The following is a 21226-nucleotide window of genomic DNA, read 5'->3' as shown; positions in this document are numbered from 1 at the left end:
GTCCCGCTAACCGGTTTCCGTGTTCAGGTAAGGTGTGGTCTGTGGGCGCAATGGTCTGGTTGATAGCGGCGGTTCTGCTCGCGGCTCTCGAGCTGCTGGCGGGCGATTTCACGCTGCTCCTTCTCGGGGGCGCCGCCCTCACCGCCGCCGGGGTGGGGGTTCTCGATGTTCCCCTGTGGGTCGAGATCGGGACGTTCGCCCTCTCGTCCCTCGGTCTCCTCGTCTTCGTGCGCCCGGTGCTCCGCCGCCGGAGTCAACCGACGGGGCTCCTCGACACGTCCCCCCGTGCACTGATCGGCGCATCGGCGACCGTGGTCGAGGACGTCGACGGTACAGCCGGACAGATCCGTCTGGAGGGGGACATCTGGACGGCCCGCAGTCTCGACCCCTCCCACCGGTTCACCGAGGGGGAACAGGTGAATGTAGTCACGATCGACGGCGCCGTGGCCGTCGTCTGGAAGGAGATCTGACCATGGACGAAGCCGCCCTGGTTCAACTTGTCCTGATGGCGTTGACCGTCATCCTCATCGGGCTGGTTGTGTCGAAGTCCCTGAAACTCATTCCCGAAGGTGAGGCCGCCGTCATCGAGCGGTTGGGTTCCTACACCCGGACCGCACAGGGCCTGACCTTCCTCATCCCGTTCATCGACCGGGTCCGTGCGAAGGTCGACACCCGTGAACGGGTCGTCAGCTTCCCGCCGCAGGCTGTCATCACGAAGGACAACCTGACGGTGGACATCGATGTCGTCGTCACCTTCAAGATCAACGAACCTCACCTCGCGATCTACGGCGTGGACAACTACATATACGGCGTCGAGCAGATCTCCGTCGCCACGCTCCGTGACGTCGTCGGGGGCATGGACCTCGAGGAGACCCTGACCTCCCGTGAGGTGATCAACCGACGGCTCCGCAGCGAACTGGATGGTGCGACGACGAAGTGGGGACTGCGCATCGCCCGTGTCGAGCTCAAGGCGATCGATCCGCCGCCGTCCATCAAGCAGCCGATGGAGAAGCAGATGACCGCGGAGCGGGAGAAGCGCGCGATGATCCTCACCGCCGAGGGACAGCGTGAGGCCTACATCAAGACCGCCGAGGGGCAGAAGCAGGCCCGGATCCTCGCCGCCGAGGGGGAGAAGCACGCCTCGATCCTCGCGGCCGAGGCGGAACGGCAGGCCGAGATGCTCCGCGCGGAGGGTGACCGTGCGGCGAGTTATCTCCGGGCGCAGGGTGAGGCCCGCTCGATCCAGAAGATCAACGCCGCGATCAAGGCCTCGCAGTTGACTCCCGAGGTTCTCGCGTACCAGTACCTCGACAAACTGCCGAAGCTGGCCGAAGGCGACGCCAACAAGGTGTGGATGATCCCGAACCAGTTCGGTGATTCTCTCGAACAGTTCGCCCGCGCCATGGCGAACAAGGACGACGAAGGTGTCTTCCGGTTCGAACCGAACGAGGTCGATGACCGGACCCGGGAGATCGCGGAGGACGATGACACCGAAGGATGGTTCTCCACGGAATCGGATCCCGAGATCGCCGCGGCGGTCGCTGCCGCCAACGCCGTCGCCAACAAACCCGTCGACCCCTCACCCCACGAGGCGGCGAGGAAGTCCGTGCCGGACCCGGAGATCGCGATTCCCCCGTTCTCCGGGCATGGAACACCGGAAGCCCCGGCTGTCGCGCCGGAGCCCGGACAGCCCGAACCGAACTGACGGGGCAATCGTTCCGGACCGTCACCGGCCCCGACCCCTCACCGTACGATCACCCGGTGAGGGGTCGGGGCTTTCCGTGCTCCGTCATCGGATGCCGGGATGTCGCCCGGGGTCCTGTGGTGTCCCCGTGTCCGCGGCACGGAGCAACGTGACCGCGAGTTTCCAACCGGCCGTCTCCGCAGCCCATCCTGCGGCGGCGAGCCGTTGGGACATGGCCTGTTTGGAGATCCCGAGTTCCGCAGCCGCCTCGTTCTGGTTCATCCCGCCCCGCATCAACTGTGTGGCCTCGCGCCCCTCCGTCGTCCGTTTCGCCAGAACATGGGAGAGGAGCACGAAGACCGCGGCGATGTCGCCCATGTCGTCCCCGGTCCGGGATCTGACCCTCACGACCCCGGTCCGGCACCGTCGCCCGATCGCGGCGGTGGCGAGTTGACGGATCTCCTCCGGATCCACGGCTTCACCCGGTGAGACACCGATACCGATCGCCCAGTCACCGGCGGAGAGCAGTGCCATCGTGGTGTCGGTGACCGCCTCGGCCGAATCGATGACCGCACAGATGTCCTCGACGCCGAGCAGTTCGAAGCGCCCGACACCGTCGAGTGTCGACAGTGCCTCGGCGGAGCGGCGGACCAGATCCGCCCGCCGACGCTCCCTCCCACGGTAGCGGGCGTGAACTGCGAACATGATTGTCTCCCGTGGTGGTCGTGGTGGTGGCGGTTCCCCCGTGTCCGGGAATGCCGCGAACATACATGAGTCTACCCCCAGGACTTGACCTGTGCCGGTTGTGGTCGGCTGACCGCCATCGTCAGTCAGGGACCCGCCGCCGGCCGCCGGGACGGTGCTACCGGAGTGGCCGATCCACCGGTAGCCGTGAATCGACGACGAGTCCGGTGACCCCGACCAGTGTGAGGACGACGGTTCCGATGACCACGGCCGGATTCGCCTGTCCCGTCAGCGCATCCCCGAGGATGACCGTCACGATGGTCCCCGGCGCGGACCCGATGAGGGTCGCGAGGGTGAAGGCCGGAACCGTCACGGGGGTCAGGGCGGCGGTGTAGTTCAGAACGGAGAACGGCACGACCGCGATCATTCTGAGCGACGCCACCGCCAGCCATCCTCGTTCGCGCAGCCGCGCATTGATCTGCGTGACCGACGGGTGGGTGAGCCGGGGGCGGATCCAGTCCCCGAGCAGGTTCCTCATGATGACGAGGGAGAGTGCCGCTGACATCGTCGTCGCGGAAAGCGCGATGAGGATCCCCATGGCGGGCCCGAAGAGGATTCCACTGGTCAGGGTGAGAATCGTGCGTGGTACCGGAAACTGGGTGACAAGGATGTAGGCGCCGACAAACATCACGGGGAACCACCGCCCGGTCGCCTCCGCCCATGATCTCAGCTGAGTCACGCCCGGAACATCCGTCCAGAGGGCGACCGCTGCCGCGGTGGTGACGAACGCGATGATCGCCGAGCGTTTCAGGAGAGGCAGGGCGATGAACCCACGGTACAGCTGGACGATGACCGCGGGGATTCCCCGGAAAATTCGTCTGGCCTTCTCCCTGACTCTCACCGGGTCAAGCTTACGACGCCCACCGGTTCTCGCCGGCGGGGGTGGCGGGGCTCCGTTCGTGCACAGGTCCTGCGGGGTGGTGCAACGTGCCTGCGGGGGGAGTGACCCACCCGAAGGGGGTGGTCCACTGTCCGAAACGGCTCCTGGCCGGGGTGGGTACCGGTTAGACTCGGTTTCTGCCGCGAAGGCAATAATGACGACCGGATGGACAGGATTCTCGCACAGTGACCACCACACGGACCACCACAGATGATGAACGTGAGCACGGACGGGAGAATGCCCCGTCGACCTCTCCGGGGCTGCCCGAGGACTTCCACCTGAGGCAGGAGGCCTGGTACAGATCCGTCGCCGGTGTCTTCGCCAGGGTGGAGCGCAGGGATGTCGCGGATGTGCCCCTCAATGTGTGGCGGAAGCTGATCAGGACCACCTATGACGGCATTGACGTCCGCCCGCTGTACACCCGTGCCGACGAGTTCTCCGAGAGCGCGGCCCCGGGGGTTTTCCCGTTCACCCGTGGTAACGAGGTCAAGGACGCCCGGCGCGCGGGATGGGGCGTGACCGAGACGTTCGGGCGGGTCGCCGGGGAAGGGGCGGCGTCCGTCAACAAGCGGATACTGCACGCCCTCTACAACGGCACGACCGATCTCGTCCTGGATCTCACCGGTGATCTGACGGTCGGCGATCTCCGTGAGATGCTCGGTGGTGTTCTTCTCGACCTGGTGCCGTTGCGGATCGTCGCGGGGGCGGAGACCCGGGCCGCCGCCGATGAGCTCTACGCGGTGATCGACGCCGCGGACAATCCCGGGCGGGTGTCCGTCGAGCTGTCGTGTGCCCCCCTGACCGCACCGGTCGATTCGTCCGCGTCGGTGGATCTCGACACGGCAGTGGACCTCGCGGTCGAGGCATCGGGGCGGGAGGGCGAGGTCCGGGCGATCCTCGTGGACGGTGCGTCCTTCAGCAACCAGGGCGCCACCGACGCCCAGGAGATCGGTTTCGCCCTGGCTGCGGGGGTCGAGTACCTGCGGGCACTGGTCGACGCCGGTCTGGACACCGCCTCCGCGCTCCGCCAGATTTCCTTCCGGTTCGCCGCGACCGATGACCAGTTCGCGCAGATCGCGAAGTTCCGCGCCGCACGCGAGTTGTGGGCCCGGGTCGCCGAGGTCGTCGGCCACGCGGAGGACGGGGGTGCACCGCAGCATGCGCTGACCGCTCCCGTGATGTTCAGCCAGCGTGACCCCTGGGTCAACATGCTCCGCAGCACCGTCGCCGCCTTTGCCGCGGGGGTCGGTGGCGCCACGGATGTCGAGGTGCTGCCCTTCGACGCCGCGGTCAGGGGAGGCCTGCAGGGAACCTCGCGGTCCTTCGCCCACCGGATCGCTCGCAACACGAACCTGCTGCTCCTCGAGGAGTCCCATCTCGGTTTCGTCGTGGATCCCGGCGGCGGGGCCTACTTCATCGAGGACCTCACCCGGGAACTCGCCGACGCGGCGTGGTCCATCTTCACCGGCGTCGAGGCGGACGGTGGGTTCCGCAGACACCACGAATCGGGTGCCCTGCAGTCGGCCCTGGATGAGTCCCACGAGGCCGTCCGCGCTGACGTCGCGCACCGCCGCAAGCAGATCACGGGCATCAACGAGTTCCCGAACCTCGCCGAGAAGCCGCTCCCGGCGGACCGCCGGGTGGAGCCTGCCGGTGTCCGGCGGTGGGCCGCCGGGTTCGAGGCGCTGCGCAACCGGTCCGACGCGTTCCTCGAGGAACACGGCAGTCGGCCGCGGGCGGTGCTCATCCCGATCGGGCCACTGGCCAAGCACAACGTACGGACGGGCTTCGCGACGAACCTCCTCGCCTCGGGCGGGATCGAGGTCGTCAACCCCGGTCAGCTCGTGCCCGGCACCGACGAGTTCACCGAGGCAGTGAAGGACGCCGAGATCGCCGTCCTCTGTGGCGCTGATCCGGAGTACACGGCGACCGGTGCAGAGGCCGTCCGGGCTGCCCGCGCCGCCGGGGTCGGCACCTTGCTGGTCGCCGGTTCCCCGAAGTCCTTCGCCGAAACGGAGGACATCCCCGACGACTACCTGAACCTGACCATTGACGCCGCGGCCACCCTGGCCGGCCTGCTCGAGACGCTGGGAGCGTGACGCACACCATGAGCACCATCCCGAATTTCCACGACATCCCACGTACCACCGGCGAGGCCCCGTCGTCCGTCGACGAACCCGGCAAAGCCGCGGAACAGATCTGGGCCACTCCCGAGGGGATCGACGTCAAACGCGTCTACACGCGTGCCGACCGCGACACCGCGACCGTCGGTGACGGGGAGCGTCCCCCGCACCCGCTCGACACGTTCCCGGGCACCCCGCCCTACATGCGTGGCCCGTACCCGACCATGTACACCAACCAGCCGTGGACGATCCGCCAGTACGCCGGTTTCTCCACCGCAGCGGAATCCAACGCGTTCTACCGACGCAACCTCGCGGCGGGGCAGAAGGGGCTCTCGGTCGCCTTCGACCTGGCCACCCACCGCGGCTACGACTCCGACAACGAGCGGGTCCTCGGTGACGTCGGTATGGCCGGTGTCGCCATCGACTCCATCCTCGACATGCGCCAGCTGTTCGAGGGAATCGACCTGGGCGCGGTGTCCGTCTCGATGACCATGAACGGCGCCGTCCTGCCGATCCTCGCCCTCTACATCGTCGCGGCCGAGGAACAGGGCGTCGGCCCGGAGCAGCTCGCGGGGACCATCCAGAACGACATCCTCAAGGAGTTCATGGTCCGTAACACCTACATCTATCCGCCGAAGCCCTCGATGCGGATCATCTCCAACATCTTCGAGTACACGTCGCTGAAGATGCCGCGGTTCAACTCGATCTCGATCTCGGGCTACCACATCCAGGAGGCCGGTGCCACGGCCGACCTGGAGCTGGCGTACACCCTCGCCGACGGCGTCGAGTACATCCGTGCCGGTAAGGAAGTCGGTCTCGACGTCGACAAGTTCGCACCCCGACTGTCCTTCTTCTGGGGCATATCCATGTACACCTTCATGGAGATCGCGAAGCTCCGTGCCGGCCGACTCCTCTGGAGCGAGCTGGTCGGCGGTTTCGAACCCCGGAACAAGAAGAGCCAGAGCCTGCGCACCCACTCACAGACCTCGGGGTGGTCGCTGACCGCGCAGGACGTGTTCAACAACGTCCCGCGTACCTGCATCGAGGCCATGGCCGCGACCCAGGGCCACACCCAGTCGCTGCACACCAACGCCCTGGACGAGGCGCTGGCGCTGCCCACGGACTTCTCCGCGCGCATCGCCCGCAACACCCAGCTGCTCCTGCAGCAGGAGTCCGGGACCGTCCGCCCGGTGGACCCGTGGGCGGGTTCCTACTACATCGAGTGGCTGACCAACGAGCTCGCGAACCGTGCCCGCGCGCACATCGAGGAGGTCGAGGCCGCGGGCGGCATGGCTCAGGCCACGGCCGAGGGCATCCCGAAGCTCCGCATCGAGGAGTCCGCCGCCCGGACCCAGGCCCGCATCGACTCCGGGCGTCAGGCTCTCATCGGCGTCAACAAGTACATCGTCGAGGAGGACGAGGAGATCGAGGTCCTCAAGGTCGACAACACCAAGGTGCGCCAGGAGCAGCTCGAGAAGCTCGACCGGCTCCGCGCCGAGCGGGACAACGAGGCCGTCCGGGTGGCGCTGGACAAGCTCACCGAGGCCTGCCGGATGGAATCCAAGGAGGCCGGCGACCTCGAGCACAACCTCCTGAAGCTCGCCGTGGACTGCGCCCGCGCCCAGGCGACGGTCGGCGAGATCTCCTACGCCATGGAGAAGGTCTTCGGCCGGCACGAGGCCGAGATCCGCACGCTGTCCGGCGTGTACAAGGACGAGGTCGGAAAGGAAGGCGCCGTGAGCAACGTCCAGCGTGCGATCGCGATGGCCGACGCATTCGAGGCCGAGGAGGGCCGTCGCCCACGTATCTTCATCGCCAAGATGGGGCAGGACGGGCACGACCGCGGCCAGAAGGTCGTCGCCTCCGCCTACGCGGACCTCGGCATGGACGTCGACGTCGGACCACTGTTCCAGACGCCCGCCGAGGCGGCCCGCGCGGCCGTCGACGCCGACGTCCACGTTGTCGGCGTGTCCTCCCTCGCGGCCGGGCACCTCACCCTCGTGCCCGCGCTGAAGGAGGAGCTGGCCAAGCTCGGACGCGAGGACATCATGATCATCGTCGGCGGGGTCATTCCGCCCGGTGACTTCCAGGAGCTCTACGATTTCGGTGCCGCCGCGATCTACCCGCCCGGCACCGTCATCGCGGATTCCGCGATCGACATGATCACGAAGCTCTCCGCGAACCTCGGGTTCGACCTCGATCTCCCGGATGAGATTCAGGCGGAGGCCGAGGATTCCGAGGGGTCCTACGGCACACCGGTCGAGTCATAGGGGAGTCGACGGACGATGAGCATCGGTGACGAGTTCCTCGAGCACCATCTCGGGTCACTGAAGACGACCGCCGGGACCGATCTGGGTTCGGCGACGGCCGTGGCACCGGAGGTGGTTCGGCGCGCCCGTCGCCGGATCGACGTCGACGAGCTCTTCGAGGCGGTCCGGGACCGGGACCGGACCCGGATGTCCCGGGCGATCACGCTCCTCGAATCGACGGCGCCCGCACACCGGGTCCTGGCCCAGGAACTTCTCGTCCGTCTGCTCCCGTTCTCGGGTGACGCTCTGCGTGTGGGGATCACCGGTGTTCCGGGTGTCGGTAAATCCACGTTCATCGAGGCGCTCGGCATGAAGTTGATCGGCGAGGGGCACCGGGTCGCCGTCCTCGCCATCGATCCCTCGTCGACGAGAACACGCGGGTCGATTCTCGGGGACAAGACCCGCATGTCGAAGCTGTCGGTTCAGGAGGACGCGTTCATCCGGCCCTCACCGTCGGCGGGCACTCTCGGAGGGGTCGCAAAGGCCACCCGGGAGTCGATGGTCGTGTTCGAGGCCGCGGGTTTCGACATCATCCTCGTCGAGACGGTCGGCGTCGGGCAGTCGGAGGTCGCCGTTTCGAACATGGTCGACTGCTTCACCTTCCTCGCCCTCGCAGGGGCCGGGGACCAGCTCCAGGGCATCAAGAAGGGTGTTCTCGAGATGGCCGACCTCGTGGCCATCAACAAGGCGGACGGCCCGAACACGAAGACGGCGAAGCGGGCGGCCCGTGAGCTGGCCGCCGCCCTGCGCATGGTCCGTAGCGAGGACGCCGTCTGGCATCCGCCGACGATGACGATGTCGGCGGTCGAGGGCGACGGCGTGGACAAGTTCTGGGACACCGTGCGGGAGCACCACGAGGCGATGCTCAGGTGCGGGAAGTTCGAGGAGAACCGCAGGGAACAGCAGGTCGGCTGGATGTGGTCGATGGTCCACGAGACGCTGCTCCAGCGCCTGAACACCAGCTCCAGGGTCGGGGAGACCCGGGTCTTCGTCGAGGATCAGCTGCGGCACGGTCGGATCACACCGACCCTCGCCGCGGAGAAGATCCTGGGGGCGTTCGACGCCGGCGCCTGACTTCCGTCGGCCCGGCACACGGGCCGTTCCCGTCCCCTCCGTGTATGTGCGACCACTCCGCGAAGCACCTGCGAAGTCCCTCCTGACGTGGATCGATGCGAAGGGGGACGAAGGTGGGTACAGTGGTCCTGTAGAACATAAAACCCTATAGATAAGAGGAGACTTATATGTCTGACCTTCGTACCGACCATGGTCCGAACCCGTACGTCCTCGACATCGAGAAGGTGACCAAGGACAACGACAACTTCCGTGACACGCTGTGGACCGGCAAGTTCCTGCAGATGACCGTGATGAGCATTCCCGCGGGCGGGGAGATCGGCGCCGAGGTCCACGACGACCACGACCAGTTCCTCCGTGTCGAGGCCGGCGAGGGCCACGTCATGATCGGGGATGACGCCGACAACCTCGACATCGACCGGACCGTCGAGGACGACTGGGCGGTCTTCGTCCCCGCGGGTAAGTGGCACAACGTCGTCAACGAGGGTTCGGAGCCGTTGAAGGTCTACTCCATCTACGCGGCGCCGGACCATGTTCGCGGGACGATCCACGCGACCAAGGAAGACGCGGACAACGATCCGAACGAGCAGCACGAAGACTAGTGCCCCCACCGTCCCGGCAGGCGGCGGCCCACCTTCGGGGGAGGGCCGCCGCCTGCCGGTTTCGTTTCCCGACGGAGCCGGTGTCGACGGCTGCCCACCTCACCGTTCGGGGCGTGCCTGACCCGGGCCTCCGACCCACCACCCATCGGGGTGGGACACCGTTAGCTTGCGGGGCACCGTTGCTGGCGTGACACCGGAGAACGGATCTATTCTGGGGTGGCGAACGACATCATCCGGCCGAGAACGGACGCACCGGGGCGGCACGACAGCCGTCAACGGGTGTCCGGCCGGCAACCTGAGAGGACACGCAACATGCAGCGGAAGTGGAAGGGACTCGTCTTCATCGTCACCAGCCTGGACGGTTTCATCACCCGGCCTGACGGCGACGTCAGCTGGCTCCTCGACCAGGATGACGGTATCGATCATCCGGCCCAGCATTCTCCGGGTGACGCCGGTGACTTCAGCCGTGTCTTCCGGGAGACGGATGCCGTCGTCATCAGTCGTCCTGCGTTCAACAAGCTGAGTGAGCTTCCCGAGTGGCCGTACCCGGGAAAGGACGTCATCGTCATGACGACCCGGGAGTCCTTCTCCGATGACAGGGTGACGGTGGCCCGTGATCTGGAGGAGGTGATCTCGCTCATCGAGGAACGTGGTTACAGCGGAGTGTTCATCGACAGTGCCGGGAAGATCCGCCAGTTCCTCGAGCGTGGACTCGTCGACGAACTCACCGTGACCACCGTTCCCCTGATCCTCGGTGACGGCGTGTCACTGTTCGGCGGAATGGACTGCGACATCCCGCTCAGGTTGCTCGGGTCAGGCACCACCCGGGCGGGGGGCTATGTCCACGCCAGATACGAGGTTCTGCCGCCGGTGCCGCACTCCCGTGGGCATGACCCGCGCCGGTCCTACACCCCGAACGTCAAGCGCCCGCACGTGGACTGACCGACCGACCGCGTTCACCAGGAACTGGGTACGTAGTTCTTCAGGAAACAACCGTAGAGATCGACACCGTTCTCGCCCTGGACGATCGGGTCATAGACGCGGGCCGCACCGTCCACGAGGTCGAGCGGGGCATGGAATCCCTCGTCCGCCAGCCTCACCTTCGTCGTGTGCGGGCGTTCGTCCGTGATCCATCCGGTGTCCACGGCGGTCATCAGGATGCCGTGTTCGGCGAGTTCGCCCGCAGCGGTGCGGGTGAGCATGTTGAGCGCGGCTTTCGCCATGTTGGTGTGCGGGTGTCCCGGCCCCTTGTACCCACGCCCGAAGACCCCCTCCATGGCGGAGACGTTGACGATGTAGCGGCGGCGTGCGGAGGCCGCCTCCATGGCCGGACGGAGGCGGTCAACGAGGATGAACGGCGCGGTCGCGTTGCACAGTTGAACCTCGAGCATCTCGAGGGGACCGACCTCACCGATGCGGGCCACCCACGAATTGTGGGCCACCTCATCGGGTACGAGGCCACCCGCATCGACGGCGGTACCGTCACTCACCCGCTCCAGGTCCGCGGAACCACCGGTCATCGCGAGGGCGGCGAGGCGTGAGGCGTGTGCCTGCGCCGCAGCCGCAGCGGCGTCGACCGGCACACCGGCCGAGGCACCACCGAGGGCGGCGACGGCGGCGTCACCGTCCGTACCCGCACCGGTGAGTGCCGCAGGGTGGAGCGCCGAGGTCGTCCCGAGGGAGAAGGAGTCTACCTCCCGCTCCACACCTTCCAGCGGTGCGGATTCGGCGTCGATGAGCCCCGAATAGGCACCACTGGACCGGCGGACGGTCTGCGCGGCGTTGTTGATGAGGATGTCCAGGGGGCCCGCCGCCGCGACGGAGTCGGCGAGAGTGATGACCTGTGCGGGGTCGCGGAGATCCACACCGACGACGTGCAGACGGTGGATCCAGTCGGGGGAGTCGGCCACCGCCGTGAACCTGCGGACGGCATCCTTGGGGAACCGCGTGGTGATCGTCAGGTCAGCACCGTCCCGGAGAAGTTTCAGGGCGATGTACATCCCGATTTTCGCGCGGCCACCGGTGAGAAGAGCGCGACGGCCAGACAGGTCGACACGGGCCTCCCGTCGCCTTCGGTTGTCGGCGGCACAGTCGGGGCACAGCTGGTGGTGGAAGGAATCCACGAGGGTGTAGGGCTGCTTGCAGACGTAACAGTTCTGGGCACGCTGGAGGCGTCCGGCGAAACCGTGGGGGGTCGCCACCGCCCCGGGTTCCAGTTGCGCGGGTTTGCCCTCTGCCGGGGTGATGAGCAGACCGGAGGTCTCGTCGTCGATACGCCTCGGATTCGCCGTGGCGGTCGCGTGGAGGACCTTTTCATCCGCCTTCCTCTGCTTCTCCCTCGCCGCGATCTTGCGGGACCGCTTCACCTGTTTGAACAGGGCGGCCACCGCACGCTGCACCGCGACGGAGTCGGGATGGGCGGGATCCAGTTCACCGGCCTGTTCGACCACTCTCAGACAGGTGGCGAGATCATCGGGATCGATGGACATGACGGATTTCCTTCAACTGGGGGTGTCACGGGGATGGGTCGGGGGAGACGAAGAACCGGGGGCCGTGACATCGTCTGATGTCACGGCCCCCGGTTCTCATCTGTGTCCGGAGGGGGACTTGAACCCCCACGTCCGTTAATAGGACACTAGCACCTCAAGCTAGCGCGTCTGCCATTCCGCCACCCGGACCCGAGTGAATATCTCTTCTTTGTTCCCGGCCTCTCCGGCTGGGCACTCGCATACCTTAGCCCGAAACGGAGCGCAGTATCAAATCACCCGGTCAAGGCTGGTTTCTGCACCCGTGTCAGAGGACCTCACGGACGGCGTCCACGTTCGAGAATCGGCGACGGACACCGGTGGCCGGATTCCCGGTGCGCCCCCGGTCACCGGTGTATCGTCGTCACATGCCCACGAGTTCACCGAGACGGGCCGGGAACGTCACCTGGTCCTGGTTCGTGCCGACCGACCCTCCCGCAGAGAAACCGTTCCACGCCAGGACATCCGGCATGTCCCCGGCACGCATGACGCTCGCGGCGCTCCTCAACCATCCCCGGGTGGTTCTGCTCGTCGTCATCACGACACTGGTGTCCGAATCATGCGGCATCGCTCTCTCGAGGATCGCCGGCTGGTCGACGAACTCCGTGATCGACACGGGACATACCGTCGCTCTCGCCGGAACGGTCCTCCTGCTGATGGTCCTGCAGGGGGTCGGGTTCTGGGCCGAGGTGATGAAGATCGGTCTCAACGACATGTCGATCGCCCGGATGATTCACGGTCTGCGGCTCGAACTCACCCGGAATCTCATGGTGATGGAGGCCAGGACGCTGACCCCCGGGACCATCCTGAACACCGTCGACGAGGACTCGACGGCTCTCGCGGAGGTGAAGAACTCCTACGATTTCACTCTGTCCCTGTTCTTCTACCTGACGGGTTCCGCCCTGGTCATCTCCGCCGTGGACCACCGCCTCGGGGCAGGCCTCTTGCTGGGTGGGGTGTGTACCGCGCTGGTCGCCGCCGGGACGGCGGGGCCGTTGACCCGGGTGGCGGAGGCCCGTCGGGAGGCTGAATCGAGATCCATCTCCCTCGCCACCGATTTCGCCCAGGGTTCACGCATCATCAAGGGGCTCGGTGCGGTGGAGACCAGCCACGCGCGTTTCGACGGCGCCGCCGACGACGCGCTGACGGTCATGCTGCGGGAGGTCCGCATCGGTATGGTCCTGACCGTCGTACGACAGTCCGTTCCAGCCGTCTTCGGTTTCGGACTCGTGGTGGCCTCGGCCCATCTCGCGTTCGACGGGCGGATCACCCCGGGGGAGTTCCTCACGGTCGTGCTGCTGGCACCGCCCGCGCTCACGGTCGCGGGTTTCTCCCTCGGGTTCTTCATCGATGTGTGGTCACGGGCACAGGCCTCCGCCGGGCGTATCGGGGAATTCTCCCGGGCTCTGACTCCTCCGGAGGAGGTTGCCTCCGGAGGCTCCGTCCCGTGTCCGCGGCCGGGACTGACGGTGTGGGCGCCGGTCGGTCCGGAGGGGCGGCGCGCCGCGGCCGGGATGGCCCGGGAACTGGCCTCGAATCCCGGAGTCCTGGCTCCGCCCCACGCGGTCAACATCTTCGAGGGCACACTGCGGGAGAACATCGACCCGTCCGGCGTCCTGGATACCGGGGTGGTCCGTGCCGCGCTCGATGCCGCATGCTGCGGTGACATCGTCGACCGGTTGGGCGGCTACGGGACCGAGGGTGAGCTGCCGGATGCACCGATCGGCGAGGCGGGTCTCAACCTCTCCGGAGGGCAACGTCAACGCGTGGCGCTGGCCCGTGCGCTCGCCGTTGACGCCGATGTCCTGGTGCTCGATGAACCGACGACGGGTCTCGATGCCGTGACACTCGACGATGTCGCACACGCCGTCAGGGAACTGCGCGGTGATCGTCCGACGGTCGTCATCACCGCCGGACGGGCGTGGCGGGCCGTCGCGGATCGTGTTCTGACCGATGAGGAGCTTCTCCGATGACACCCGGTTCGTCCGCTACCGGACACCATGACGCACTCGTCCCCGCACCGCTCCGCGAGATCGGCAGGTGCATCCGCGCACTTCCCGGTTTTCCCGGCCCCGGATGGTGGCTGCTCACCGTGGCGGTGTTCGGCGTCAACCTGGCCTCGATGACTGGATCCTCGACGCTTCTCGGAAGATCCGTGGACCTCATCTCCGGACTGTCCGTACCCGGTTTCGGATCGGGGAGGGACGGGTTCACGTTCCTTCTCGTCGTGGTGGGTGCACTGATGTTCCTCGAACTCGTCACGCGTCCCGCGGCAACGTACCTCATGTTGACCGCCACCCGCCGACTGTCCGTCGATCTCCGTCGCCGCTGTCTGGGGGCGACGCTGGAGGCCCCGATCCCGGATGTGCTCCAACTCGGCACCGGGAACGTGATCACCCGCCTGACCAAGGACATCGACACCGCCTACCGCACCGTGCAGGGAATCGGCCCACGGGTTGTCGTGACCGCGTTGATGTTCCCGTTCACCTTCGTGGCACTCACCCTGGTCTCACCCTGGTACCTGCTTCTGCTGCTCCTGCTTCCGGCAATCTTCGCCATTCCCGTGAAACGCACCCTCACGGCTCTGCCCGCGGCGACCAACGCCCTGTCGACGGCGCAGGCACGGCGCAACAACATGCTCCTCGACACGATCCGGGGCATGCCGACGATCCGTTCCTTCGGCGTACGGAGGTGGGCCGTCGAACGCCTGGAGAGGAACTCCTGGTTCACGGTGCGGCGGGAGGCGGACCGGATCCCGCTGTTCCTCCGGCTCATCGGAACGGGGTACCTCGCCTACGGGGTACTGCTGTCCGGGGCGATCGCGATGTCGACCTGGTTGGTCGCCGACGGGGTGCTCACCACCGGACAGGCCGCTGCCGCGATCGTCCTGGTGGTGCGGTTGGAGATCCACGTGTTCAACGTCCTGATCTTCACGGGGGAGATCCAGAACGCACTCACCGCCCTCGGTCGGGCGGTGTCCCTCGCGATGCTCTCGGACAACGCGATCGACGCGCCGGCTCCCGCGGACTGTACGGAATCTCCCGAGGTCCGGATCGAGAACCTCGGCTTCCGGTATCCGGGAGGTGCCGCGATCATCGACGATCTCTCGCTGACCCTCGAACCAGGGACCATGACCGCTCTGGTCGGGGCCTCCGGTGCCGGGAAATCGACACTCGCCGGACTGATCGCGGGCCTGCAACGCCCCTCGTCCGGGACGATCTCCATCGGGGGGACCGACACCTCGACCGTCCCGGACACCTGGACGGCTCGACAGGTGTCCCTCATCAGCCAGGAGGTCCACCTGTTCTCCGGGACGCTGCGGGACGATCTCCGCATGGCCTCACCGGAGGCGGATGACGCCACGCTCATCGGTGCACTGACCAGAGTCGGTCTCGGGCCGGACAGTCCCGGCTGGCAGCGGTGGCTGCCCGGGGGACTGGACACACTGATCGGGGCGGGGCACGACGATCTCGCACCGGAGGTGGAGCAGCAGATATCACTCGCACGGATGATCCTCATCGATCCTCCGGTCCTCATCATGGATGAAGCGACGAGTGAGGCCGGATCGGACAACGCACGCAGTCTCGAGCTCGCGGCACAGGAGGTTGCCCGGGGGCGGACGTCACTGGTCGTCGCACACCGTCTGGATCAGGCGGTCACCGCGGACCGGATCATCCTCATGGACCACGGTGCGGTGTTCGAGGACGGATCCCACCGGGAACTGCTCTCGGCCCGGGGACGGTACGCCGACCTCTACGCCAGGTGGAGTGGTTCACGGGACGACGGCTGAGTGGCCCGCCCCACAACACGGACACGTGTGTTCTGTTAGAAAAGAACCATGACTTCCTACGCAGACGATCCCCGGTTCCCCGGCCCCGACCCCTACGCCCCGCTGAAGGACCTGCCGTCCTTCGAGCTCCGTTCCGATGATCTCGACAACGGCGGGACCTTCGCCGACAGGCATCTCGGCGGTAATGACGTCTCACCGCACCTCGCGTGGTCCGGACTCCCCGAGGGGACCAGGTCGATCGCGGTGACATGCCTCGACCCGGATGCCCCCACCGGAGCGGGGTTCTGGCACTGGGCCGTCCTCAACATCCCGGCTGACGTCACCGAGCTCGCCACCGGTGCCGGCGGCGAGACCCTCGACGGTGTCGACGGTGCACTCAGTCTGGTCGGGGACAGCGGTACCCGTGGCTACTTCGGTCCGCAGCCTCCGGAAGGACACGGACCACACCGGTACCTCTTCGCTGTGCACGCGGTCGATGTGGAGAAGCTCGACGTTCCCGCCGATGCCTCACCCACGGTCCTCGGTTTCAACCTCTACTTCCACAGTATCGCCCGGACGGTCCTCTGGGGCTGGCACGAGAACAGCTGACGTCCGGACCGGACGGACACCGGTTGAGTCGAACACCAGCGCACCGGCTAGAGTCGGAGGTTGTTATGACGAAAAAAGATTCCGGCGACAACACTGAACCGCAGCCGGTGAAAGCGGTTCCCCCGGCGATGCGGGCGGGTGGTGCGTTCATCGCACTGGCCCTCGTCCTCGCATTGTGGACATTCCTCGAGGTCGTCATGAACGGCTGGATGGCGCCGTTCTACGTCACCACACGGTTCCTGCTCATCTGTGTCGCGGCGATCATCATCGGCGCTTCGGCGACCTCCGGCCGGACACAGTACGTGACGATGGGCAGGATCGTCATCCTCGGTGTCGCCCTCGTTCTCCTGATGCTGAGCCGGGTACTGCCCAACCACATCTTCATGGTGATGGGGCAGTACTGGCTGCCGTCCTACGCCATCGTCTCCCTGCTCGCCGGACTGATCATCAAACGACAGATGATGCCGGTCAGTTAGTCATCGATCCAGGGGAGTCCGCTGCCCACGGCCTCGGAGACGCCACTCAGACCGTGTGCCCGTACCTGGGCGGCGACACCCTTGTGGATGTCCCGGATCCACCAGGGGCCACCGTAGATGAAGCCGGTGTACCCCTGGAGCAGGCTGGCGCCGGAGGTGATCCGCTCCCACGCCTGCTGCGGTGTCTCGATTCCTCCGGCACTGACGAGCACGAGTTTTCCGCCGACCCGGTCGTGCAGACGCCGCAGGACCTCCAGGGATCTCGCGGCCACCGGCGGGCCGGAGAAACCTCCCGCGCCCATCGCCTCGACCTTCGCCGCGTCGGTGACCAGACCCTCCCTCGACACCGTCGTGTTCGTCGCCACTATTCCCGCGAGTCCGAGCTCGACCGCGAGATCCGCGACCGCGTCGACGTCCGCGTCACTGAGATCCGGGGCGATCTTCACCAGCACGGGCGTGTCCGCCACCTCCGTCACGGCACGCAGGATCGGACGCAGCGACTCAACCGCCTGGAGATCCCGGAGCCCCGGGGTATTGGGGGAGGAGACGTTGACCACGAGATAGTCCGCGAGATGTCCGAGCATCTTCGCCGAGGTCCGGTAATCCTCCACCGCTTCATCGGACGGCACGACCTTCGTCTTCCCGATGTTGATGCCGATGACGTCATCCAGTTTGCGCCGGTGCAGATTGCGGGCGACCGCGGCGGCACCGTGGTTGTTGAAGCCCATCCTGTTGAGGATCGCACGGTCCTCCCGGAGCCGGAACAGGCGGGGTTGGGGGTTCCCCGACTGCGGGGAGGCGGTGACCGTACCGAGTTCGGCGTAACCGAAGCCGAGCGCGCCCCAGGCATCCGCGCAGGTGGCGTTCTTGTCGAAGCCCGCCGCGAGGCCGAGAGGCTGGGGGAACTCGACACCGAACACCTCCTGGCGCAGCACCGGATCAGATACGCCGAGGACACGACCGAGGACACGGTTGGGGCGCCCCATACCGTGGAGGACCTGAAGCCCGTTCATGATGTAGTTGTGGATGCGCTCGGGGGGGAGCGTGAACATCGCCCTCAGGGCGAGGTTGTAGAGGGGTCGTGACGGCTGGTCGGGCATGGTTGATCCTCAGGTAGCTCGGGGAGTCGGGGAAGGTTGCGGAGCTGGCGGGGGAGGGGCACGGGCACGACCGTGCGGACCGCCCCGGGGAACATCCTACGACGGGACGGGGCCGTTACCCGCCGGCGGTTCCGTCAGGGGGCCGGGGCGGCATGCTCCAGGGCTCCGGCACGGGTGTCGGCGTCAATGACCTGGAGACCGTCTGAACCGACGGTGACGAGATCACCGGCGCCGGTGACGGCCATTCCACGGACATTCGCGCCGGAACGGAGTGAACCGACGGCCACGGGTACACCCTCGGCGACGGAATACGCGGTGACCAGATTGTCCGCCGTATCCGACACCCAGACGACCCGGTTCCCACCGTCCCAGGCCACCGCCCAGGGGCTGTCTCCCGCCGTCGCCATCTGGTGCAGCATGATGACCGGATTCACCGTGTAGACCAGCAGCTGACCGCCGCGCGTGTCCGAGGCGAAGATCACACCGGTCCCGGGTTCACCCACGGCGACGCGTCCGACCCCGAGCCCCGCACGCAACGCCGCTCCGGGTTTGGCGTTCGTCCAGTCGACACCGCTGATGACGGTGTTGCCCCGGTCGATGACGACCGCACGATCGGCTTCACCGGTGACGGGAACGGTGATGAGCTGGTCGACGGAGTCCTTGATGTCTATCGTCGCCTCGGTCGTGGTGTCCCCGTCGCCGACCTCACCGGACGAGGTACCCAGCACCAGGACATCACCTTGCCCCGAGGTACCGGCCAGGATTCTGCCGTCACCGGTGATCGCCGCGGAGGTGACCGGTGACGGAACCCGGAGCGAACGGGGTGTGTCGGGGGAACCGGCGTCGATCACCCGGACGACACCCCCGCCCCCGCCGTCGGGGCAGGCGAGCACGAAGGTCGAGTCCCGCGATGACAGTGGACCGCAGTCGGGGGAGACCTCGATGTCCGTGTACCCGCCGGACGTGAACTGCTCCACCGTGCCGATCCCGAGATGTGCTCCGGCGCGCACCGCGAGGATGTCACCACCGTCGGCGACGGCGAGATCCGTCAGTTCCCCGCCCTCCAGCGGGCCGGACAGCCGGAGAACTCGCCCGTCCGGCGCCGCCGCGGGCGGGGAGTCTGCGACGGTGGCGTCGGTGAGCTGCGGAAGCGAGGACTCATCGACGGGGGACGGCGCACTGTTGCAACCGGCGACCGTCAGGGCCGTCACGGTCAGTGCCGCGAGCAGGGCAGAACGTGGTGTAGACACACCGGGGACGTTACCAGAGCACCCGGCACCGGCACCGGGCCCGTGGACTGACGTCGAGGCACCGGTTCAGGACCGGACTCCACCGTTTTCCGTTCAGAGGGAGACCTCATCGAGTGCCGCACGGATCGCCTTCGGCAGCCCCGCGGTCAGCCCCTCCATCGCCTGTTCCAGCTGCGCGACGGTACGCACCCCGACCACCGCCGAGGTCACACCGGTACGCTGCCTCAACCACGCGATCGCCGCCGCCACCGGAGGGATGTCGAGCCCCTCCGCCGCCGTGCACAGTGCCTCGACGACGGTCGCGCTGCGGGGAACGAGGAGACCCTGGACCTCCGCGTCGTGTCTCGGTGACGCTCCCCGGGAGTCGGCCGGAATGCACTGGCGGTACTTACCCGTGAGCACACCCTGCGCGAGAGGCGCCGCGGCGAGGAAACCGACCCCGAGATGTTCGGCTGCGGGGAGCAGCTCCTCCTCCGCCCTCCTGTCGAGCAGACTGTATCCGCTCTGCGCCGCCACTATGCGACGGCTCTGGTCCGCCGCGTGGGTGACCGCGAGCTGCCATCCCGAGTATCCGCGGACACCGGCGTACCTGGTGCGTCCGGTCCGCACCGCCCAGTTGAGTGTGTCGGCGACCTCTTCCGGAGGGGTTCGCGGATCCCAGAAACCGACGCTCCACACATCGAGGTGGTCGGTCCCGAGAGCCGTGAGACTCCTGTCGAGCTGGGCCATGAGGGAACGCCTGGAGCAGTCGACCCTGCGTCCCAGCGGGAGAGTCGGATCGACACCGGACGACGAGGACAACACGAGCCGACCGCGTTCGACGGTGCGCCGCCGGATGAGATCACCGAGCAGGTTCTCCGCGGCACCGTCGGCGTACGCCGGAGAGGTGTCGATCAGGGTGCCTCCCGCGTCGAGGAACGCCCGGAGGATCGCCCCGGTCTCCTCCGCGGGGGTCGACTCCCCCCAGGTCGACACCCCCAACCCCAGCTCGGAGACCCGCAACCCACTCTTACCCGCCGTGTTCTCTCTCACGGAAACCACCCTAAACCACCCGGGTCGCCGCACGGGGTACGGTGTGGTTCGTGAGTCTGATGAGTTTTCTTACCGGCCTGGTGCCCGGTCGTCCCCAGGTGTCCCTGTCCGCCGCCGACCCGTCGTCGACCCTGCGGGCGGTTCATGCGGCAGGTGGCACCGACACCGTCCCCGACCAGATGAGTTGGGCGCAGACCGTGGTTCTCTCGGTGGTCCAGGGCCTCACCGAGTTTCTGCCGGTGAGTTCCTCCGGTCACCTCCGGATCGTGAGTTCGCTGCTGTTCGGGCAGGATGCGGGGGCGTCGTTCACCGCCGTCGTCCAGCTCGGGACGGAGGCGGCGGTGCTGGTGTATTTCGCGCGGGACATCCTGCGTATCGCCCGCGGCTGGTTCCGGGGGATCGTCGACAGGTCGAAGCGTGGCCTCGACTACCGGATGGGGTGGATGGTCATCATCGGCACGATTCCGGTCGGGATCATCGGTTACCTCGGCAAGGACCTGATCCGCGATAATCTGCGCAACCTGTGGATCACGGCCGCCATGCTGGTGCTCTTCAGTTTCGTCTTCATCGCCGCCGAGAAGTGGGGGAACAAGAAGCGATCCTTCGACGAGCTCACCATGCGGGATGCCGTGCTGATGGGCCTGGCGCAGTGTCTCGCGCTGATCCCCGGCGTGTCCCGTTCCGGTGGCACGATCTCCGCCGGGTTGTTCCTCGGCCTCGACAGGGAGGTCGCGGCACGGTTCTCCTTCCTGCTCGCCATCCCGGCGGTCCTCGCCTCCGGGTTGTTCTCCCTGCCCGACGCCTTCGCCCCGGATGCGGGGCAGGCGGCCTCGGCGGCTCAGCTCGCGGTGGGAACGGGAATCGCCTTCGTCGTCGGTTACGCCTCCATCGCGTGGCTGCTGAGGTTCGTCTCCACGCATTCCTTCTCCTGGTTCGCCGCGTACCGGATACCCGTGGGACTCGCGGTGATGGGGCTGCTCGCGGCAGGGGTTCTCCAGCCCTGACCGGGTCGGTCACCGGTGGTGGCGGGGTGCGTCCGCGACGGTCCGGGG

The 21226-nt window shown here is 67.1% G+C and carries 18 protein-coding genes and 1 tRNA gene; 12 read left to right on the top strand and 7 right to left on the bottom strand.

The window, feature by feature from the left end; translation table 11 throughout:
- Positions 1-41: 41 nt before the first annotated feature.
- Both JIM94_RS03940 and JIM94_RS03935 read left to right on the top strand, forming a co-directional pair.
- Positions 42-470: an NfeD family protein gene (locus JIM94_RS03940; protein WP_200254926.1), complete on the top strand. Its 429-nt coding sequence runs from the start codon at positions 42-44 to the stop codon at positions 468-470.
- 35 nt (positions 471-505) lie between these two features.
- A complete protein-coding gene (locus tag JIM94_RS03935) occupies positions 506-1705 on the top strand; it encodes an SPFH domain-containing protein (protein ID WP_410170958.1) in 1200 nt (399 codons plus the stop codon).
- Positions 1706-1789: 84 nt separating this feature from the next.
- Here the strand turns inward: JIM94_RS03935 and JIM94_RS03930 are convergent, their stop codons facing one another.
- Both JIM94_RS03930 and JIM94_RS03925 read right to left on the bottom strand, forming a co-directional pair.
- Positions 1790-2389 (bottom strand): MarR family transcriptional regulator, encoded by a 600-nt coding sequence (locus JIM94_RS03930; protein WP_200254925.1) that lies wholly within the window; start codon positions 2387-2389, stop codon positions 1790-1792.
- A 157-nt stretch (positions 2390-2546) separates the two neighbouring features.
- A complete protein-coding gene (locus JIM94_RS03925) occupies positions 2547-3179 on the bottom strand; it encodes a TVP38/TMEM64 family protein (protein WP_234040094.1) in 633 nt (210 codons plus the stop codon).
- A 389-nt stretch (positions 3180-3568) separates the two neighbouring features.
- Here JIM94_RS03925 and JIM94_RS03920 point away from each other — a divergent pair, with 389 nt between their 5' ends.
- From JIM94_RS03920 to JIM94_RS03900, 5 genes are all read left to right on the top strand, one after another.
- Positions 3569-5407: a methylmalonyl-CoA mutase family protein gene (locus tag JIM94_RS03920; protein WP_200255154.1), complete on the top strand. Its 1839-nt coding sequence runs from the start codon at positions 3569-3571 to the stop codon at positions 5405-5407.
- An 8-nt stretch (positions 5408-5415) separates the two neighbouring features.
- On the top strand, positions 5416-7701 hold the full coding sequence (scpA, locus tag JIM94_RS03915; RefSeq protein ID WP_200254923.1) for a methylmalonyl-CoA mutase: 2286 nt from the start codon (positions 5416-5418) through the stop codon (positions 7699-7701).
- Between the two features lie 15 nt (positions 7702-7716).
- Entirely contained in the window at positions 7717-8814 is a 1098-nt protein-coding gene (gene meaB, locus JIM94_RS03910) for a methylmalonyl Co-A mutase-associated GTPase MeaB (protein WP_200254921.1), read from the top strand.
- Between the two features lie 167 nt (positions 8815-8981).
- Positions 8982-9413, top strand: coding sequence for a cupin domain-containing protein (locus JIM94_RS03905; protein WP_200254919.1), 432 nt, complete (start codon positions 8982-8984; stop codon positions 9411-9413).
- Positions 9414-9725: 312 nt separating this feature from the next.
- On the top strand, positions 9726-10355 hold the full coding sequence (locus JIM94_RS03900; protein ID WP_200254917.1) for a dihydrofolate reductase family protein: 630 nt from the start codon (positions 9726-9728) through the stop codon (positions 10353-10355).
- 14 nt (positions 10356-10369) lie between these two features.
- Here JIM94_RS03900 and JIM94_RS03895 read toward each other — a convergent pair whose 3' ends face one another.
- Together JIM94_RS03895 and JIM94_RS03890 are read right to left on the bottom strand one after the other, a co-directional pair.
- Entirely contained in the window at positions 10370-11902 is a 1533-nt protein-coding gene (locus JIM94_RS03895; protein WP_200254915.1) for an SDR family NAD(P)-dependent oxidoreductase, read from the bottom strand.
- Between the two features lie 103 nt (positions 11903-12005).
- Positions 12006-12091: transfer RNA gene (locus tag JIM94_RS03890), tRNA-Leu, on the bottom strand.
- A gap of 215 nt (positions 12092-12306) precedes the next feature.
- Between JIM94_RS03890 and JIM94_RS11275 the strand changes: the two genes are divergently transcribed.
- The 4 genes from JIM94_RS11275 (at position 12307) to JIM94_RS03865 (ending at position 16792) form a co-directional block, all read left to right on the top strand.
- Positions 12307-13911 (top strand): ABC transporter transmembrane domain-containing protein, encoded by a 1605-nt coding sequence (locus tag JIM94_RS11275; RefSeq protein WP_200254913.1) that lies wholly within the window; start codon positions 12307-12309, stop codon positions 13909-13911.
- Entirely contained in the window at positions 13908-15728 is a 1821-nt protein-coding gene (locus tag JIM94_RS03875) for an ABC transporter ATP-binding protein (protein WP_200254911.1), read from the top strand. Before JIM94_RS11275 ends, JIM94_RS03875 begins: the two co-directional genes overlap by 4 nt.
- Positions 15729-15776: 48 nt before the next feature.
- Entirely contained in the window at positions 15777-16316 is a 540-nt protein-coding gene (locus JIM94_RS03870; RefSeq protein WP_200254909.1) for a YbhB/YbcL family Raf kinase inhibitor-like protein, read from the top strand.
- A 65-nt stretch (positions 16317-16381) separates the two neighbouring features.
- Complete coding sequence (locus JIM94_RS03865; RefSeq protein ID WP_200254907.1) at positions 16382-16792, top strand: hypothetical protein; 411 nt, start codon at positions 16382-16384, stop codon at positions 16790-16792.
- Here JIM94_RS03865 and JIM94_RS03860 read toward each other — a convergent pair.
- From JIM94_RS03860 to JIM94_RS03850, 3 genes are all read right to left on the bottom strand, one after another.
- Positions 16789-17892, bottom strand: a complete 1104-nt coding sequence (locus JIM94_RS03860; RefSeq protein WP_200254905.1) for a quinone-dependent dihydroorotate dehydrogenase — start codon at positions 17890-17892, stop codon at positions 16789-16791. The two genes, JIM94_RS03865 and JIM94_RS03860, sit on opposite strands and share 4 nt — an antisense overlap.
- Positions 17893-18026: 134 nt before the next feature.
- On the bottom strand, positions 18027-19142 hold the full coding sequence (locus tag JIM94_RS03855) for a YncE family protein (protein ID WP_200254903.1): 1116 nt from the start codon (positions 19140-19142) through the stop codon (positions 18027-18029).
- Positions 19143-19235: 93 nt separating this feature from the next.
- Entirely contained in the window at positions 19236-20174 is a 939-nt protein-coding gene (locus tag JIM94_RS03850; RefSeq protein ID WP_200254901.1) for an aldo/keto reductase, read from the bottom strand.
- Positions 20175-20353: 179 nt separating this feature from the next.
- Here JIM94_RS03850 and JIM94_RS03845 point away from each other — a divergent pair, with 179 nt between their 5' ends.
- On the top strand, positions 20354-21178 hold the full coding sequence (locus tag JIM94_RS03845; RefSeq protein ID WP_200255152.1) for an undecaprenyl-diphosphate phosphatase: 825 nt from the start codon (positions 20354-20356) through the stop codon (positions 21176-21178).
- Positions 21179-21226: the final 48 nt, after the last annotated feature.

Origin of the sequence: Corynebacterium pygosceleis, from assembly GCF_016595275.2 — a bacterium.
Lineage (GTDB): Bacteria > Actinomycetota > Actinomycetes > Mycobacteriales > Mycobacteriaceae > Corynebacterium > Corynebacterium pygosceleis.
This window is presented reverse-complemented; position numbering and strand designations above follow the sequence as displayed.